The sequence below is a fragment of the Pollutimonas harenae genome (assembly GCF_004153685.1).
In the GTDB taxonomy this organism is placed as follows: domain Bacteria; phylum Pseudomonadota; class Gammaproteobacteria; order Burkholderiales; family Burkholderiaceae_B; genus Pusillimonas_C; species Pusillimonas_C harenae.
Genome location: NZ_SDQD01000001.1, coordinates 1,107,741 through 1,124,978 on the forward strand (window position 1 = coordinate 1,107,741; position 17,238 = coordinate 1,124,978).

Genomic DNA, 17,238 nt, shown 5'->3' on the forward strand with positions numbered 1-17,238 from the left:
CCTCCGGGGTTTTATTGTGCGGAGTATTTTGAAATGAGTGTAGTGGCCTTTGTGGGGTTGGGCGCGATGGGCCTGCCCATGGCCAGGAATCTGTTGAGCAAAGGGTTTGAGGTTCGCGGTGTCGACCTGAATACTTTGGCGCTGGATGACTTGGTGCTGGCAGGCGGTATTCGGGCAGGGTCGGCCGCCGAGGCTGCGCATAATGCCGATGTGCTCATGCTGATGGTGGTTAACGCCAAGCAGGCCGAGCATATTCTTATGCAACCCAATGTGCTGGATGGGCTTGCGGACAACGGGGTGGTTTGCCTGATGTCGACTTGCCCGGCGGCAGACGTACAACGCCTGCATAAACTGGTGGCCAACAAAAATCGACGTTTTGTCGATGCACCGGTATCGGGTGGCGTGGCTGGGGCCAAAGCAGGCTCGCTGACGATCATGGCTGCGGCAGATCAGGTCAGTTTTGATCAAGTTCACGACATCTTTCGGGCGCTTGGAGAGCGCATCTTTCACGTTGGCCAGGAGCCAGGGCAGGGGGCTGTTGTCAAAACCGTGAATCAGCTGCTGTGTGGCGTGCATATAGCTGTCATGGCGGAAGCGTTCAGTCTGGCAAGCAAGGCCAATATCGATCTTGAGTTGCTATTGGACATCATGCGCGGTTCATCCGCTTCAAGCTGGATGTTGCATGATCGTGGCCCGCGCATGCTGCAGGACGATCCTGAAGTCACCAGCGCCGTCGATATTTTTGTGAAAGATCTGAATATCGTGCTTGAAACCGGCAGAGATGTGCGGGCCGCGTTGCCCATTGCCGCCGCCGCGCACCAAATGTTTTTGGCAACGTCTGGCCGTGGTGACGGTTTGGCAGACGATAGCCAGGTCATACGCAGCTACCATGTCTTGAACGTGGCTGCCAAACAGGAGAAGTAAATGTTGCAGCCTACATCGGTATTTCAGCCCATGCCACGCATCGTGCAAGGAACGAGCAAACTTGCGCAAAATCTGCCTGCTGAAGTTGCCCGCTTCAATGCCAGTAATATTCTGATCGTGACTGATCCAGGGCTGATCAAAACGGGTATTCCGGCGATGGTCAGTGAGCTGCTGAGCAATGAATATCAGGTCAGTATTTATAGTGATGTCGAGTCCGACCCCAGCGTGGAAAGTGTTGATCAGTGTGCTGCCTACGCCAAGCAGCATGGTTTCGACCTGATTGTGGGGCTGGGCGGAGGTAGCCCGATCGATACCGCCAAATGCACCTCGATATTGGTGACTAATCCGGGTAAAACCGCCGATTACCTGGGTATCGAGAAAGTGCCTAATCCGGGGTTGCCCAAGATACTCATTCCGACCACTGCGGGTACGGGCAGCGAAGTCACGAACGTGGCAGTGCTGAGTCTTAAAGAGGCCCAGACCAAAAAGGGCATCGTGAGCCGGTATCTTATGGCTGATTGCGCCATTCTGGATGCGGCATTAACCACAGGCTTGCCTGGTCACATTACCGCTGCGACCGGGATGGATGCCCTTACTCATGCCATCGAGGCTTACGTGTCGCGATTCGCACAACCGCTTACGGATTATTTTGCACTGGAAGCCATACGCCGCCTGGGCAGGTCGCTGCGTACGGCCGTGCACTATGGCCAGAACCTGCGCGCACGCGAAGATGCCCTGGTGGGTAGCCTGTATGCGGGGCTGGCATTTGGTAGTGCCGCCACGGGTATGGTGCACGGATTGGCCATGCCACTGGGCGGGCTGTACAACATACCGCATGGCATTGCCAATGCGGTTCTGTTACCGCATGTGATGCGTTTCAATCTGGTTGCCGCGACCCAGCGGTTTGCCGATATTGCCCAGGCTCTTGGAGAGCCCGTCGAAGGCTTGTCGGTACGTGCGGCTGCCGAACGTGCGATCGCAGCGGTGGAGTCCTTGTCACAGGATATCGGCATTCCTCGTTACCTGGAAGAGCTGGACGTACCCCGATCCGGCATGGACGACATCGCTCGCGATGGCATGACGAACTCGCGGCAAGTGCAGCCCAACCCCAGGCATGTCACTTATGAAGGCCTGATAGGTATTCTGGAGCGCGCCTTTCGTACTCCCGCCTAAGGCATGACCTCATCAGCCTTGTGATACATCGCTTTGCGCAGCACACGCACTTCATTTACAGGAGACAGTTTTGAAACAATACCGTATGTATATTGATGGCCGTTGGGAAGATGCGGCTTCGGGTCGCAGCTTTGAGTCGTTCAATCCGTACACCGGGCAGCCATGGGCACTGATTCCCAGTGGTGACCAGGATGATGTAGACCGCGCCGTAACGGCGGCACACCGGGCCTTGCACAGTCCGGAGTGGCGCGGGTTGACGGCCAGTGCACGCGGCGCTTTGCTGCGCAAGCTGGGCGACGCCCTGGCCGAGTATGCCGACCATCTCGCGGAGATTGAGGTGCGTGACAATGGCAAGCTTTTCTCGGAAATGCGGGCCCAGACCAGCTATATGCGTGAATGGTTTTATTATTTTGGTGGTCTGGCAGACAAAATCGAAGGCTCGGTCATACCCACCGATAAGGCGGGGCATTTCAACTTTACCAAGCATGAGCCGGTTGGGGTTGTGGCAGCGATTATTCCTTGGAACTCACCTTTGTTCCTGGCATCCTGGAAGATGGCGCCGGCCCTTGCGGCAGGATGCACCCTGGTGTTCAAACCGTCCGAATACACCAGTGCTTCCTTGCTTGAGTTTGCCAGGATTCTCGATGATGTTGGTTTTCCTCCTGGTGTGTTCAATGTGGTGACCGGGATGGGACCTGAGGTTGGTGCGCCCTTGTCCAGTCATCCTCTGGTATCCAAGGTGGCATTTACGGGTTCTGATGCGACGGGCCGAAAAATCTATGCCTCGGCTGCAGAAAGCATGAAGCGTGTCACGCTGGAGCTGGGCGGAAAATCCGCCAATATCGTCTTTGCGGATGCCAACCAGGACAATGCAGTCAAAGGGGTTGTGTCGGGCATTTTCGCGGCTAGCGGCCAAACCTGCGTTGCCGGGTCGCGGTTGTTGGTTCAACGATCCATCCATGATCAGTTTGTAGAGCGCCTGGTTGATTTCGCTCGTACCGCAAAAATCGGTAATCCCATGAGCGCGGATACGCAGGTAGGACCGGTTACCAATCTTCCTCAGTTGGAAAAAATCACAGGCTATATTGATATTGCCAAGCGCGAAGGTGCGACGTGCCTGTTGGGGGGCAAGCGGCCCGAAGCTCCTGAATTCGAGAACGGCTGGTTTGTCGAACCCACCATTTTTTCCAATGTCCGGAACTCCATGCGAGTTGCACAAGAGGAAATTTTTGGTCCGGTTTTGTCCATTATTCCGTTTGACGACGAAGACGAGGCTGTGGCCATTGCCAACGACAGTCTGTATGGGCTTGCCTCGGGTGTATGGACGGAGGATCTACGCCGTGCGCTGCTACTGCCGGACCGCCTGGAAAGTGGCACGGTCTGGGTCAACACTTATCGCACCATGAGCTACCTGACGCCGTTTGGCGGTTTCAAACACAGTGGGCTGGGCAAAGAAAGTGGCCAGGAAGGTATTCGTGAGTATTTGCGAACCAAGTCCATCTGGATATCGACAGCCACAGAAACTCCCAACCCTTTCATTATTCGTTGATGTCAGCCGCGACGGGCCAAGCGTGTTCCGTCTTTGCGCTGCAACAAAGAAGCCTTGGGGCAAAGCAGGTTCAATAGAGGTGTAGCGCCGGTCCTGCCGGCCAGCACTCAAAGGTTTGAACATGCTTGTCCCCGCCAGAACGCTGTCCTCGACGATTCTTCTTGCTGCCATGGCCGCTATATTGGCTGGTTGCGGCGCCGGCAGCGACAAGGCCGCCGGCACGTCCACGACCGACGACATGCAGGGCATTGCGATCATCAAGCCGGGCGAGCTCAGCTATTACCCGCCCGGTGAATACCTGAAAGGCGGGTACCCCGTCAGTCCACCGCTCACACAGATCAGTTTCGATAACGCCCTGCATATCATGCAGCGCCAGGTCAGTCAGGCCGAATTTGCGGCCTGCGTGGCGGCCAAGGCATGCAAGCGCCTCGATAAAGACCAGCGCGATGCCGTGTCGCCCGACCTGCCGGTGGTAGGCGTCAGCTGGCGCGATGCCACCGACTACGCTGCCTGGTTGTCGACAGAAACCGGCCATCACTATCGTTTGCCCAGCTTTGCCGAATGGGTGCATGCGGCCGGCCCCGGATACAAAGAGGATATCGTGCTTGAATCCTTCGACCCGGCCGATCCAGCGCAGCGCTGGCTGGCCGAATACAAGCTTGAAACACAGCGCAAGACCGCGGTAGATGCGCAATTGCGGCCATTTGGCGGTTTTGGCCAGAACGAGACCGGCATGCAGGACATGGTGGGCAATGTCTGGGACTGGACCGACACCTGCCATAGCCGCTACAACCTGGATATCAGCGATAGCGTCGATGCCCGCAGCACGCAAAACTGCGGGGTGCGGGTCGTGGCGGGGCCGCACCGCAGCGTCATTACCGACTTTGTCCGCGACCCCAAGGGCGGGGCCTGCTCGGTGGGCATACCGCCCAGCAATCTGGGCTTCAGGCTGGTGCGCGACTGATTCCATTTCCAAATCAACCGTGCACTTTGTCGGCGTCGCTTGCCTTACGCTAGTAATGTCTGCGCTTTGCCTTTGCGTTCACGATTGATTTGGAAATGGAATTAATTTGCAGCTTTCGTGGTGGGGGCGCCTTCGGCCAGGCGTATCAGTTCGTTCAGGTCTGACACCACGATGCGCTTGCGTCCGCTGTTGACCAGGCCGCGCTCCTTCCAGGCGCTGAGCAAGCGGCTGACTGTATGCAAGGTGGTGCCGGTCATTTCGGCGATGTCTTGGCGGGTAATGGGGAAGTTGATCAGTATGCCTTCATCGGTCTTTTCGCCTGACTCGTCGGTCAGCCGCAAGATGGCGCGCGCCACCCGCTGCTCGACCTCTTCGGTAGACAGCTCGCGTATGCGCGAATGGGCGTCCTGCAGGCGCTGGCCTACGGTTTGCAGGGCATTGACGGCAAACAGGGGGTTGCCTGAAATGAACTGGTCCCATTCTGAAGATGGCCAGGCCAGGGCGATGCTTTCTTGTACGGCCACCGTAGAGGCCGGGTAGTGGCTGCGCTGCATGGCCCTGGCAATGCCAAAGACGTCGCCCGGATTGACGTAGCGCACGACAACCTGTTCGCCTTCGGGCGTGATCTGCACCACTTTCAGATGGCCATGCAGCAGCACAAAGAACTGGGTGGCCGCCTCGCCCTGGTGAAAGGCCACATCGCCGTCGGCCAGGCGACATACCTGCGCACTTTTCAGGGCAGCATCGAGTGCGGCATCGGGCATGGCCTTGAAAAAATCAAGGTTCTTGATCAGCGCTCGGCTTAGCTCTTGGGGCATGTGGGTTTCCTGCAGCTGGTTGTAGGCGTACGACCTCTGATTCTAGCATCGAGCCCTGAAATTTTCCGATCTAAAGCATTGATTCTTCGCAAGAGTTTTGGGCGATGACATCTATTCGTGTATCTACGTATAAACCCGAGGAATCGCTCTCCGAGTTTGCGCTGCAACAAAGAAGGAAGTTCCGCGCAAGAGTCCAATAGAGCTGTAGACATTACTAAAGCAAGTGACTGAAGGGAGTAGCAAAATGAAAGCGTTTCGTCCAACCCTGTTAGCTGCAATGATGACCGCCCTTATGATGGGCGCCCCAGCCTGGGCTGCAGACCTGGCCGATAAATTGGATCGTGTCAAAGTAGACCTGGTGGCCCCACCTTTGGTGCATGCTCATACGCAAAAGGCATCGGCGGAACCCAAGGTGGTCGAGTTCACGATGGTTATCGAAGAAAAGAAAATCGTGATCGACGACAAGGGCACAACGCTGCAGGCCATGACCTTCAATGGTTCCATGCCGGGCCCCACCATGGTGGTGCACGAGGGTGACTATGTCGAAATCACCTTGGTCAATCCGGCCAGTAACGCTATGCCGCACAACGTTGACTTTCACGCGGCAACCGGCGCCCTGGGCGGTGCCAAGCTGACTGATGTGGCTCCCGGCGAGCAAGCCACCATGCGTTTCAAGGCAGACCGCAGCGGTGTGTTCGTGTATCACTGTGCGCCTGAAGGTATGGTGCCCTGGCATGTGGTCTCGGGCATGAGCGGCACCATCATGGTGCTCCCGCGCGATGGCCTGAAAGACCCCGAGGGCAATGAGCTGAAGTACGACCGGGTCTATTCCATAGGAGAGTTCGATCTGTACATTCCCAAGGACGAAAACGGTCAGTACAAAGACTACGCTTCGTTGGCCGACAGCTATTCCGACACCGTCGAAGCTATGCGCAAGCTGATCCCCACGCATGTGGTCTTCAATGGCAAGGTCGGTGCACTGACTGGCGAAGGTGCCATGAAGGCCAATGTAGGCGAAACCGTGCTGATGATTCATTCGCAGGCCAATCGCGACACGCGTCCTCACCTTATTGGTGGACACGGCGATTGGGTCTGGGAAACGGGCAAGTTTGCCAACGAACCAGAAAAGAACCTGGAAACCTGGTTCATTCGGGGTGGTTCGGCCGGCGCAGCCTTGTATACCTTCAAGCAGCCTGGTGTGTATGCCTACGTCAACCATAACTTGATCGAGGCATTCGAACTGGGTGCTGCCGGACACTTCGTGGTCGAGGGCAAATGGGACGACGACTTGATGAAGCAAATCAAGGCAACCGGCCCGATCACGAAAGAAACCGCCGCCATGCTCGAAGAGCGGGCTACCCAGTTGGCAGGTACCAGGCCAGCACTGACGCCCGCAGTTGACAAGGTCGCTGCCGCGCCGGCGGTCAAGACCACTGAACGGGCCAAGCATGCCGCTGCCAAACCGGCCGCCAGGAAAGTTGCGTCGACACACCCCGACGGCGAGAAACTGTACAAGACGTCTTGTGTGGCTTGCCATAGCACGGGCGTGGCCAACGCGCCCAAGCTCGGCGACAAGACAGCCTGGGCTCCCATGGTCGAAAAAGGTCTGGATTCTGTCCTGGCAGTTGCCATCCAGGGTAAAGGTGCCATGCCGCCGCGTGGGGCCACATCGGCTGACGATGCAACCTTGCGCGCTGCAGTTCAATACATGATGAGCAGCGTGCAGTAAACATCGGGAAATACCCCATTACGTATCATGGGGAAAATACCGATCATGTAAAACTGCTTGGGTCGCTACACTCGCTCCATGCCTCTTTGGCACGGAGCGTTTTTCTTTTCTCCGTCATATTGCAGTTTTCCGTAGTGTTTGGCTTACCCCGTTAATTACACCGCATAAAGGGCAGCACACAATGAAACTCATTCGTAAGACCATTCTTTTGTCGGCCATGGCCGCGTGTTTTCTTGGCGCCGCCAGCATGGCGCAGGCACGTGACCTGACCATCGCCTTGCGCTCCGAGCCGAGCTCAATGGATCCGCAGTTCCACTCCCTGACACCCAACACGCAGTTGTCGGAAACCATGTTCGACCCGCTGGTGCGCACCGATAGCACGGCCAAGCCGGTGCCCTCATTGGCTGAGTCCTGGACGGTAGATGGCAATGTCTGGACGTTCAAGCTGCGCCCCGATGTCAAGTTCTCTGATGGTTCGCCCTTTACGGCCCAAGACGTCATCTTTACTTACGACCGCGTGCCCAAGGTGCCTAACAGCCCCTCGTCGTATTCCCTTTATTTAAGTTCCATCGACAAGGTCGAAGCGCCCGATCCGCACACCATCAAGATCACCACCAAGGGCCCAGCGCCTGTCCTGCTGGCCAATTTGTCCATGGTGCCCATCATGTCGCACAAGGCGGCTGCCGGGCCGGCCCCCGAAGGCAAGACCACCGTCGAGCTTAACCGTGGCGATGGCCTGGTGGGTACCGGGCCCTATAAATTTGTCTCCTGGAAGCGCGGGGCCGAAATCGTGCTCGAGCGCAACGAACATTACTGGGGCGACAAGCCCGATTGGGACAAGGTCACTTACCGGCCCATTTCCAACTCGGCAGCCCGCGTGGCGGCCTTGTTGGCCGGCGACGTCGACGTCATTGAAGACCCACCCACCGACGATCTGCCCAAGCTCAAGAAAGACAAAAACCTGTACATACAAGAAACCCCTTCGGTGCGTGTCATCTATCTGGCAATGAACCAGGGCGACGAACCGCCTCCCGGCATGGAAGGTACCGACGGCAAGAACCCTCTGGCCGACAAGCGCGTGCGGCAGGCGCTGTCGCTGGCCATCGATCGCAAGGCTATTGTCGAGCGCATCATGGACGGCGTAGGCTTGCCTGCGGGCAATCTGCTGGCCTATCCGGCCTTTGGCACGTCTGAAAAACACTCCAAGGCCGAGACCGTCGACGCCGAGAAGGCCAAGAAGCTGATGGCTGAAGCCGGTTACCCGAAGGGCTTCACGCTGTCGCTGGGTTCGCCTGACGGCCGCTACACCAACGACAAGCGTATTGCCCAGGCCGTGGCCGCCATGTGGGCACGCATCGGTGTAAAGACCAATGTCGAGACCATGGCGCCGCCTGTTTTCTTCAAGCAGCGCAATGCCTATGCTTTCAGTACTTATCTGGCAGGTTGGGCGGCCAGTTCCGGCGAAATGCTCAACCCGCTCAAATCGCTGGTGGTTACCAAAAACAAAGAGAAAGGCCTGGGCACCACCAACTGGAGCAAATACTCCAATCCTGACATGGACAAGCTCGTTGCCGAAGCCTCCGTCACACTCGATGACGACAAGCGTTCGAAGCTGTTGCAGCAGGCCGGTAACCTGGTCATGGAAGACTATGGCATTTTGCCGCTGCAGTTCGAACTCTCTGTCTGGGCCATGAAGAATGATGTCCGCTACGGAGGCCGTGCCGACCAAATGACGCTGGCCCAAGACATGACGATTGCCAAGTAAGCCAGAGTCACAGTGCTATCGACTATTGTTCGTCGTGTACTGCAGACGCTGCTTGTAGTCCTGGTCATGTCGGCCCTGGTGTTCGGGGGCCTGTATCTGGTGGGCGACCCGGTCGATATGCTGGCCAGCCCCGAAGCCACTGAGGTCCAGCGCGAGCTGATTCGTCAGTCTTTCGGGCTGGACCAGCCCTTGTGGCGGCAGTACGGCATATTCCTGGGCAAGGCGCTGCAGCTCGACTTTGGCGCCAGCTTCCTGACCGGCGAGTCTGCCATGCATCTGATTCTGGAGCGCATGCCGGCCACGCTCGAGTTGGCCACCCTGGCCATGTTCCTGTCGCTGGTCATAGGCATACCGCTGGGTGTGTATGCGGGACTCAAGCCCAACAACAAGAGTGCGCGCGGCATTATGGCGGGCTCGGTGTTGGGCTTTTCCCTGCCTAATTTCTGGGTAGGCCTGATGCTCATCATGCTGTTTGCCGTCATGCTGGGCTGGCTGCCGGCGGGCGGGCGGGGTACCGTTGAAAGCTTCGGACCCATCAAACTCAGTATTTTCAATTGGGACGGCTTCAAGAACCTGATTCTGCCGGCTTCGACTATCGCAGTGGCCAAATGCGCGCTCATCATACGGGTGACGCGTGCGGCCACGCGTGAGTGCCTGCCGCAAGACTACATCAAGTTTGCCCGTGCCAAAGGCCTGCGTGAACGCCGTGTGCTGGGTGTGCATCTGATGAAGAACATTTTGATTCCCATTGTGACCATAGGCGGGCTGGAGTATGGCCAGGTGTTTGCCTTTGCCGTCGTCACAGAAACCGTGTTTTCGTGGCCGGGCATGGGTAAGCTGCTGATTGATTCCATCATTACGCTCGACCGCCCGGTTGTGGTGGCTTACCTGATGCTGACCGTGGTGTTTCTGGCTACGCTTAATTTATTGGTGGATATTGCCTACACCGTGCTCGACCCACGTGTGCGACTGGGAGGATCGGCATGAGCGCCCATCAGAACAGCACCGACGCCGTATTGCCTGTGGGGCAGCCCACCGCAACAGTCGTTCACGAAAGTCAGGCCAGGCTGTTTCTGGCGCAGTTTTGCTCGAGCAAGCTGGCGGTGCTGGGCTTGATACTGCTGCTGCTCTGCCTGGTCATGGCTATTTTTGCCCCATGGATTGCACCGCAAAATCCTTTCGACATCGCCACACTCGATATTTTCGACTCCAAGCTGCCGCCAGGCAGCACCAATATGGACGGCAGCCTGACGTATTGGCTGGGGACGGACGGGCAGGCGCGTGATGTGTTCTCGGCCATTCTGTATGGTTTGCGCATCAGTCTGTTCGTGGGCTTTGTGTCGGTGTCGGTGGCCTTTCTGATTGGTGCTGCGGTTGGCCTGATTTCGGCCTATTTCGGTGGCCGTATCGATGCGCTGCTGATGCGCATCGTCGACATCCAACTGTCGTTTCCTTCCATCTTGCTGGCCTTGGTCCTGCTGGCGGTGTTGGGCAAGGGGGTGGACAAGGTCATCTATGCCCTGATTGCTGTGCAGTGGGCCTATTTTGCGCGTGCGGCGCGCGGTGCGGCCATTGTCGAGCGCAACAAAGAGTACGTGGAAGCAGCACGCTGTATGTCGTTGTCGTGGCATCGCATTTTATGGCGCCATGTTTTTCCCAACTGTATTCCGCCGCTCATGGTTATTGCCACCATAGACCTGGCTCATGCCATTGCACTAGAGGCCACCTTGTCCTTCCTGGGGGTAGGTGTGCCGGTGACCGAACCGTCGCTGGGCATGCTTATTTCCAATGGCTTTGAGTTCCTGATGTCGGGCAACTACTGGATATCCTTTTTTCCGGGCATAGCGCTGGCGCTGGTGGTGGTGGCCATCAATCTGGTTGGTGACCATCTGCGCGATATCCTTAACCCGCGCAACGAGATCTAGGGCTGAGCATGACGACGGCAACTTCTTCTCTTTTGCTGGATGTCCAGGGCCTGAAGACCTGGTTCCATACCCGCGAGGGCATCATCAAAGCGGTAGACGGTGTGTCGCTGCAGCTAAAACATGGCGAAATATTGGGTCTGGTGGGTGAGTCGGGGTCGGGTAAGAGTATTACCGGCTTTTCCCTGATGAAGCTGATTGATGCGCCGGGGCGCATACAGGCTGACCGCATTCACTTCAATGGCCACGATCTGCAGACTTTGCCGGCCGATGCGTACAGGCAGTTGCGTGGGCGCGATATGGCGATGATCTTTCAGGATCCGATGATGACGCTGAATCCCACCTTGCGTGTGGATACCCAGATGATAGAGGCCATACAGGCGCATAACCGGGTGTCGCGCAAGGCAGCGCGGGCGCGCGCCATACAGGTGCTGGGTATGGTGGGCATACCGTCGCCAGCCGATCGCCTGCTGGTGTATCCGCATCAATTGTCCGGCGGCATGCGCCAGCGTATTGCGATTGCCATCGCTTTGCTCAATGCACCCAAGCTGATTATTGCCGACGAGCCCACTACGGCGCTCGATGTGACGATACAGGGGCAGATTCTGTACGAGGTGCAAAAGCTGTGCCGCGAGATGGGCACGGCCCTGATCTGGATTACCCACGATTTGGCCATTGTGTCGGGGCTGGCCGACAGGCTGGCGGTGATGTATGCCGGACGCATAGTCGAAACCGGGCCCACGGGCCAGATCATAGGTGCCGCCCAGCATCCTTATACGCACGGCTTGATTTCCTCGATACCGTCGATTTCAACACGGGGCGAGACCTTGTTCCAGATACCAGGCTCGACGCCTTCTTTGCTCAATCTGCCTCCGGGCTGTCCCTTTCAGGCGCGCTGCTATCGTGCTACAGAGCAGTGTGTCAATACGCCTGTGCTCGAGGAAGCCGCAGCAGGACACTGGGTCAGTTGCTGGCACAAGGGGGTGCAGACATGAGCGGCAGCAACACGATATTGAGTCTGCAGGATGTGCAGCGCCGCTACAGCCAGCCGGTAGATATGGTGGAGCGGCTGGGACGCATGCTCAAGGGGAGCGCCGCGCCGCGTTCTGTGCTGGCCGTGGCTGGTGTCGACCTGGCCGTGCGGGAGGGCGAGGTGATAGGCCTGGTGGGTGAGTCAGGCTGCGGCAAGTCCACGCTGGGACGCATGTTGACGGGTATATTGCCGCCCAGCGCTGGCCAGATTTTGTATAAGGGCACGCCGGTCAACAAGCTGACGCCGGTGCTGCGGCGCGAATACGATCTGGGCGTACAGATGATTTTCCAGGATCCTTATTCGTCGCTCAACCCGCGCATGCGGGTGCTGGACATCATCGGTGAAGGTCCGGTGGTGCATGGTCTGGTCAAACGGTCGGGCAAAGAAGCTTATGTGTCCGAGCTGATGCAAAAAGTCGGCCTGGATCCCGCCTATCGCTTCCGCTATCCGCATCAGTTTTCGGGGGGGCAGCGCCAGCGCATAGGCGTGGCGCGTGCCCTGGCGCTGAAGCCGTCGGTGCTGGTGTGCGATGAAGCGGTGGCGGCACTCGATGTATCGATCCAGGCGCAGGTGCTGAATCTGTTCATTCAGCTACGTCACGAGTTCGCGCTGACCTATATTTTCATCAGTCACAACCTGGGTGTGGTCAGCCATATTTCCGATCGCGTGGCCATTATGTATTTGGGTCGCATCGTAGAGCTGGCCGACACCGACACCATCTTCAGCCGCGCCAACCATCCGTACACGCAGGCCTTGATCAAAGAGCTGCCTGTGCTGCGTACGGGTCAGCGCCAGTTCGATCCGATCAAGGGCGAGCTGCCTTCGCCCATCGATCCTCCGCCGGGTTGTCCCTTTCATCCACGGTGCCCGATGGCCATGGACCGATGCAAGGTAGAACGCCCCTTGTTGCGAGATATCAATAGCGGAGGCGTACAGCATTTGAGCGCCTGTCACTTGAACCAGGAGACACCATGAAATTTGCCGACTCGGACTTTGAGCCTTACGAACTATTGTTGCCGACTCGCAGCGCCATACCGCTGGTGTGCGATTCACCGCACAGCGGTACGACTTATCCGGCCGACTTCCAGTACAGCATACCGGTGTCTGAACTGCGTTCGGCCGAGGACACGTATGTCAATGAGCTGTGGCAGGCAATTCCGTCCGTGGGAGGCAGTTTGCTGGCGGCGAATTTCCCTCGCTCATACATAGACCCCAACCGCGACACGGACGATATCGACGTCACCCTGTTGGCCGAACCCTGGCCGACAGCGCTGCATCCCACTGAGAAAACCCGGCTGGGTCATGGGCTGATCTGGCGCAAGGGGCGTACCCAGCCCATCTACGATCGCAAATTGTGGGTCGCTGAAGTCGAGCATCGCATCGCCACTTATCACCAGCCCTATCACGCAGCGCTGGCGCGGCAAATAGAAGCCGCGCACGAACGCTTTGGCGTGGTATGGCATTTGAACCTGCATTCGATGCCCGCCAATTCCTACGAGGTGCTCGAAATCCAGACCGACAAGCCTTTGGCGGATTTTGTGCTGGGTGATCGCGATGGCACGACTTGCGACCCCACGCTGATCGGCATTATTGAAGACTTCCTGCTCGAGCGTGGCTACACCGTGGCTCGCAACGATCCTTTCAAAGGGGTGGCGCTGATTGCCCGCATGGGGCGCCCGGACGACAACCGGCACAGTCTGCAGATCGAGGTGAACCGGGCTTTGTATATGGATGAGAAGCGCTACGAAAAGAATGCCAACTTTGAGGTGCTGCAAAACGATCTGACGCTCCTGAGCGCCAGAGTGGGCGAGTTCGTCGAATCGACGCTCTAGGGTTTCAGCATTGCATCGGCCAGTTTGTATTGGGCAGGCTGGCCAGGCTGGGCGTAGACCGACCATTCGACGTGGCTGGCGCCGACATGAATATCAACGGTGGCCATGGTGTTTTCATTGTCGCTATCGTCGGGGGCGTTGCGATAAATAGGAAATTCCTGATTGGCCTGGTCGGCCAGAATGACGAGCGGGTCAAGCTGGCCCTGGGCCAGCAGGGCGTCGCCGCGTTCCTGCCGGCAGCGCGAGGAATCGGTAATCAACTGCGGGTGGTCTCTGAATCCTGGATGAATCAAATGGTTGGCATGCAATGCGGGTGCGGTCATGGTGTGGGCCGAGACACCCAGGGCATTGAATTCCACACTGTATAAATCGGGCTGGCCGCGCTGGGCCAGGCTAAGGTGGAAGCCACCTGATTTTGTGGCCCTGCGCAGCAAGGTCAAGGCATGATCCACATGGGTTTGATTCAGTATGGCGCGGGTGAGCACCATGCGGGGAACACCGGCAGTGATCTGGCGCGAGCGCAGGTTGTTGACCGTCATGACCAGGCCGTGGGCGGTCACCGCGAAAGTGTGCCCCGGGATGGATGCCGGGTACACAAAGGAGGCAAAGGCGGGGCCGTTGTCGGGCGTAAACAAGCCTATGCCGCAGTGGCCGGCAAAGCCGGGGTCACCATCTTCATTGTGGGTAATGCGTGGCTGCCCTGTGCCGGGTAGCTGTACGGTGGTGCAGCCGTCGGGCGGCATGGACCACAGGTCACCACGGCAATTCCACAGAAATACGTCTTCAAAGGGTAGCTCCAGGCCGCTGGCCAGGCCTTCGAGTTCCTGGCGTATTTGCGGGAAGTGGGCATCGACCAGGGCCAGCATGGATGCTGCGGCGGCGCTGCCGCGCCAAGCCATGACGCTGTCCCACGACGGCGAATGGAGCAGGTAGCTGTGGGCTGATTCAGCACCGAACTTGCCCAGCGCGACACCTGCGCTGAAGGGGGATCCGGAGGCTTCGACAAGTGACAACATAGTGATTCTCTTATGGGTTCCAGAACATTACAGATAGGCGCCGGTTTGGTGCAGCTGGTCTTCGGCGGCTTCAATGCGGGTGATGGCTTGCTTGCCTGCCTTGGCCAGCAATTGTTCTATCAGCAGCTCCACCAGCGCTGATGCGGCGGCGCTGGATGGAAAGAAGGAAGGTGTTTCGGTCGCAAACAGCAGCACGCAATCGGCTTCAAGGGCAATGGGTGCCACGGCGCTGTCGCAGATGGCCAATACACGGCTGCCTGCCCGGCGTGCGGCCCGGGCAACCTGCAGGGCCTCGTTGGAATAAGGCGCAAAACCGATGATCACCACCGCATCGTTTTTGGTAAAGGCCCGCCATTCCATTTCGAGCGTGCCGGCGTCGCCGCGCAAGAGTGTGACCGATGGCCGGAACAGACGGTACTGGTATTGAAACAGAAAGGCCGGGGCGTGCGAAGCCCGGAAGCCGGCCACATAGACTTGCTGCGCTTTGGACAGCATTTTGACGGTCAACGGCAGGTTTTCGGCGTTGCTGGTTTCGTTCAGACGAATATTATCGGCTTGCACCGCCACTATCCGACCGACGGCATGGTGCAGATTCTTGTCATGCAGCAATTCGCGGGCACGGTCGGCGTAGCGCTTGGGATTTTGTTGCATGGACCGTACGAATACGGCTTTCAGTTCCGGCCAACCGGCATAGCCCAGCAGCTTGGCCAGCCGCAGCAAGGTGGCCGGCTGCACACCAGCCTGGGCGGCAATTTTTCGCATGGAGGCAACCGGGACGTCAAGGGGGAAATCCAGCAAGTGGCGGGCGCCAACCTGGAATTGCGGAGTCATGTCCGCAAAGTCGCGCTGGATACGAGCGGTGAGCGCTTCCAGATTGTCGGGGGCGGTCTTTTGGCCGGAAGGTGTGGTGGATGTGGACATGGTCGGGGCTGGTGTGGTTATTGCCTGCGCGGGCAGGCGACCTGCATGCAGGTGTCAACAAACTGCAACGTGAGCAAATAATGCGGGTTGCAAACAAGTTGATTATATTGATTTATTTGTTGAAAAGCTTATTATTTGGGAAACAAGTGTTGAATTTGTGTTTTGTTGAACATACCTACTGAACCGAGCGCCATGACCCACGTATTTCATCGCAATCCCAAACAGCAGCTTGCCTTTGCCGTGCGTGGCCAGGGCATAGCGCTGTTCGACCAGGACAACAAGTCGTATATCGACGCATCGGGCGGCGCAGCCGTGTCCTGCCTGGGGCATGGGCATCCCGTTGTCATCCAGGCTATCAAAGATCAGCTTGACCGCATTGCCTATGCTCATTCGTCGTTCTTTACTACGCAGGCAGCCGAAGAACTGGCCGACTTCCTGGCCGAGCGCTCGCCTGGCGATCTGAATCGTATTTACTTCCTGTCGGGTGGTTCCGAAGCGGTCGAAGCCGCCTTGAAGCTGGCACGCCAGTACTTTGTTGAAATCGGGCAGCCCACGCGGCGTCATTTTATTGCGCGCCGCCAAAGCTACCACGGCAATACGCTGGGTGCGTTGGCCATAGGTGGCAATGCCTGGCGTCGCGAGCCGTTTCTGCCACTGTTGGTGCCGGCCCATCATGTGTCGCCGTGCTATGCCTACCGCGATCAGCTTGCCAACGAAACCGAAGAGCAATATGCCGAGCGTCTGGCCCAGGAGCTCGATCAGCAAATCGAGGCGCTGGGTGCCGAGAACGTGGCCGCATTCGTGGCTGAAACAGTGGTCGGCGCTACCGCAGGTGCCCTCGCGCCGGTCAGGACGTATCTGAAGCGCATGCGTGAAGTGTGTGATCGTCATGGCGTGCTGTTGATTCTTGACGAAGTCATGTCGGGCATGGGGCGCACCGGGCATTTATTTGCTTGCGCCGAAGATGGCGTGGTGCCCGACATCATGACGATTGCCAAGGGGCTGGGCGCCGGCTATCAGCCTATAGGTGCCATGGTGGCCAGCGATCGTATTTACGATGCGGTGGTGGCGGGCAGTGGCTTCTTCCAGCACGGACATACCTATATGGGGCACGCCACGGCATGTGCTGCCGCCCTGGCGGTGCAGCGCGTCATCGAGCAGGAGCAATTGCTGAGCAATGTGCTGCAGCGTGGCGAGCAGCTGCGCGCCGAGCTGCGCAGTGTGCTGGGTGATCATCCCAATGTGGGCGATGTGCGCGGCCGTGGTTTGTTCGTGGGTGTGGAGTTTGTGCAGGACAAGGCCAGCAAGGTCACGCTGAATCCGGCGCACAAGACGCATGCCAGGCTCAAGAAGCAAGCCATGGAAAATGGCCTGCTGATGTACCCTATGGGCGGCACGATAGATGGTGTGCATGGCGATCATGTGTTGCTGGCGCCGCCGTTTATTTGTACGCCGTCTGATATCACCGAGATTGTGTCGCGTTTTGCGCGCACGGTGAGTCAGGTGTTGCCTGCCTAGTTATTAATATGTGTTGCGCTGCTGGTGTGGTTGGCTGTTGGCGCAGTGTTTTTGCTTCTTAATGGTTTGTTCAA

Annotated in this window: 15 protein-coding genes; 12 read left to right on the forward strand and 3 right to left on the reverse strand. The window is 57.9% G+C overall.

The window, feature by feature from the left end:
* The first annotated feature begins 33 nt into the window (after positions 1-33).
* The 4 genes from ERD84_RS05240 (at position 34) to ERD84_RS05255 (ending at position 4,610) form a co-directional block, all read left to right on the forward strand.
* Complete coding sequence (locus tag ERD84_RS05240) at positions 34-924, forward strand: NAD(P)-dependent oxidoreductase (protein WP_130038544.1); 891 nt, start codon at positions 34-36, stop codon at positions 922-924.
* On the forward strand, positions 925-2,097 hold the full coding sequence (locus tag ERD84_RS05245) for an iron-containing alcohol dehydrogenase (protein ID WP_130038545.1): 1,173 nt from the start codon (positions 925-927) through the stop codon (positions 2,095-2,097).
* Positions 2,098-2,167: 70 nt separating this feature from the next.
* The gene (locus ERD84_RS05250; RefSeq protein WP_167667257.1) at positions 2,168-3,646 is read left to right on the forward strand and encodes an aldehyde dehydrogenase; all 1,479 of its coding nucleotides are present in this window, start codon (positions 2,168-2,170) and stop codon (positions 3,644-3,646) included.
* A gap of 121 nt (positions 3,647-3,767) precedes the next feature.
* A complete protein-coding gene (locus tag ERD84_RS05255; RefSeq protein ID WP_130038546.1) occupies positions 3,768-4,610 on the forward strand; it encodes a formylglycine-generating enzyme family protein in 843 nt (280 codons plus the stop codon).
* Between the two features lie 101 nt (positions 4,611-4,711).
* Here ERD84_RS05255 and ERD84_RS05260 read toward each other — a convergent pair whose 3' ends face one another.
* Positions 4,712-5,428, reverse strand: a complete 717-nt coding sequence (locus tag ERD84_RS05260) for a Crp/Fnr family transcriptional regulator (protein WP_130038547.1) — start codon at positions 5,426-5,428, stop codon at positions 4,712-4,714.
* Between the two features lie 244 nt (positions 5,429-5,672).
* Between ERD84_RS05260 and nirK the strand changes: the two genes are divergently transcribed.
* From nirK to ERD84_RS05295, 7 genes are all read left to right on the forward strand, one after another.
* On the forward strand, positions 5,673-7,157 hold the full coding sequence (nirK, locus tag ERD84_RS05265; RefSeq protein ID WP_167667259.1) for a copper-containing nitrite reductase: 1,485 nt from the start codon (positions 5,673-5,675) through the stop codon (positions 7,155-7,157).
* A 181-nt stretch (positions 7,158-7,338) separates the two neighbouring features.
* Positions 7,339-8,922, forward strand: coding sequence for an ABC transporter substrate-binding protein (locus tag ERD84_RS05270; RefSeq protein ID WP_130038548.1), 1,584 nt, complete (start codon positions 7,339-7,341; stop codon positions 8,920-8,922).
* A gap of 12 nt (positions 8,923-8,934) precedes the next feature.
* Positions 8,935-9,909 carry an ABC transporter permease gene (locus ERD84_RS05275; protein WP_130038549.1) on the forward strand — a complete coding sequence of 325 codons (975 nt, stop codon included), beginning with the start codon at positions 8,935-8,937 and terminating at the stop codon, positions 9,907-9,909.
* A complete protein-coding gene (locus ERD84_RS05280) occupies positions 9,906-10,847 on the forward strand; it encodes an ABC transporter permease (RefSeq protein WP_257215202.1) in 942 nt (313 codons plus the stop codon). The genes ERD84_RS05275 and ERD84_RS05280 overlap by 4 nt, the downstream gene beginning before the upstream one ends.
* Positions 10,848-10,855: 8 nt before the next feature.
* Positions 10,856-11,839 carry an ABC transporter ATP-binding protein gene (locus ERD84_RS05285; protein WP_130038550.1) on the forward strand — a complete coding sequence of 328 codons (984 nt, stop codon included), beginning with the start codon at positions 10,856-10,858 and terminating at the stop codon, positions 11,837-11,839.
* On the forward strand, positions 11,836-12,852 hold the full coding sequence (locus tag ERD84_RS05290; protein WP_130038551.1) for an ABC transporter ATP-binding protein: 1,017 nt from the start codon (positions 11,836-11,838) through the stop codon (positions 12,850-12,852). Before ERD84_RS05285 ends, ERD84_RS05290 begins: the two co-directional genes overlap by 4 nt.
* Positions 12,849-13,709: an N-formylglutamate amidohydrolase gene (locus ERD84_RS05295; RefSeq protein ID WP_130038552.1), complete on the forward strand. Its 861-nt coding sequence runs from the start codon at positions 12,849-12,851 to the stop codon at positions 13,707-13,709. Before ERD84_RS05290 ends, ERD84_RS05295 begins: the two co-directional genes overlap by 4 nt.
* Here the strand turns inward: ERD84_RS05295 and ERD84_RS05300 are convergent.
* Together ERD84_RS05300 and ERD84_RS05305 are read right to left on the reverse strand one after the other, a co-directional pair.
* Positions 13,706-14,731: a C45 family autoproteolytic acyltransferase/hydrolase gene (locus ERD84_RS05300; protein WP_167667334.1), complete on the reverse strand. Its 1,026-nt coding sequence runs from the start codon at positions 14,729-14,731 to the stop codon at positions 13,706-13,708. The two genes, ERD84_RS05295 and ERD84_RS05300, sit on opposite strands and share 4 nt — an antisense overlap.
* 21 nt (positions 14,732-14,752) lie before the next feature.
* Positions 14,753-15,646: a MurR/RpiR family transcriptional regulator gene (locus tag ERD84_RS05305; protein ID WP_130038554.1), complete on the reverse strand. Its 894-nt coding sequence runs from the start codon at positions 15,644-15,646 to the stop codon at positions 14,753-14,755.
* Positions 15,647-15,838: 192 nt separating this feature from the next.
* On the opposite strand from ERD84_RS05305, the gene ERD84_RS05310 reads away from it, so the two are divergent.
* The gene (locus ERD84_RS05310) at positions 15,839-17,164 is read left to right on the forward strand and encodes an aspartate aminotransferase family protein (RefSeq protein ID WP_130038555.1); all 1,326 of its coding nucleotides are present in this window, start codon (positions 15,839-15,841) and stop codon (positions 17,162-17,164) included.
* Positions 17,165-17,238 lie beyond the last annotated feature (74 nt).

Bases quoted from the DNA above. Each gene is read 5' to 3' on its own strand.
- ERD84_RS05240 (WP_130038544.1), top strand. From the start codon at position 34: ATGAGTGTAGTGGCCTTTGTGGGGTTGGGCGCGATGGGCCTGCCCATG.
- ERD84_RS05245 (WP_130038545.1), top strand. From the start codon at position 925: ATGTTGCAGCCTACATCGGTATTTCAGCCCATGCCACGCATCGTGCAA.
- ERD84_RS05255 (WP_130038546.1), top strand. From the start codon at position 3,768: ATGCTTGTCCCCGCCAGAACGCTGTCCTCGACGATTCTTCTTGCTGCC.
- ERD84_RS05260 (WP_130038547.1), bottom strand. From the start codon at position 5,428: ATGCCCCAAGAGCTAAGCCGAGCGCTGATCAAGAACCTTGATTTTTTC.
- nirK (WP_167667259.1), top strand. From the start codon at position 5,673: ATGAAAGCGTTTCGTCCAACCCTGTTAGCTGCAATGATGACCGCCCTT.
- ERD84_RS05270 (WP_130038548.1), top strand. From the start codon at position 7,339: ATGAAACTCATTCGTAAGACCATTCTTTTGTCGGCCATGGCCGCGTGT.
- ERD84_RS05280 (WP_257215202.1), top strand. From the start codon at position 9,906: ATGAGCGCCCATCAGAACAGCACCGACGCCGTATTGCCTGTGGGGCAG.
- ERD84_RS05285 (WP_130038550.1), top strand. From the start codon at position 10,856: ATGACGACGGCAACTTCTTCTCTTTTGCTGGATGTCCAGGGCCTGAAG.
- ERD84_RS05290 (WP_130038551.1), top strand. From the start codon at position 11,836: ATGAGCGGCAGCAACACGATATTGAGTCTGCAGGATGTGCAGCGCCGC.
- ERD84_RS05295 (WP_130038552.1), top strand. From the start codon at position 12,849: ATGAAATTTGCCGACTCGGACTTTGAGCCTTACGAACTATTGTTGCCG.
- ERD84_RS05305 (WP_130038554.1), bottom strand. From the start codon at position 15,646: ATGTCCACATCCACCACACCTTCCGGCCAAAAGACCGCCCCCGACAAT.
- ERD84_RS05310 (WP_130038555.1), top strand. From the start codon at position 15,839: ATGACCCACGTATTTCATCGCAATCCCAAACAGCAGCTTGCCTTTGCC.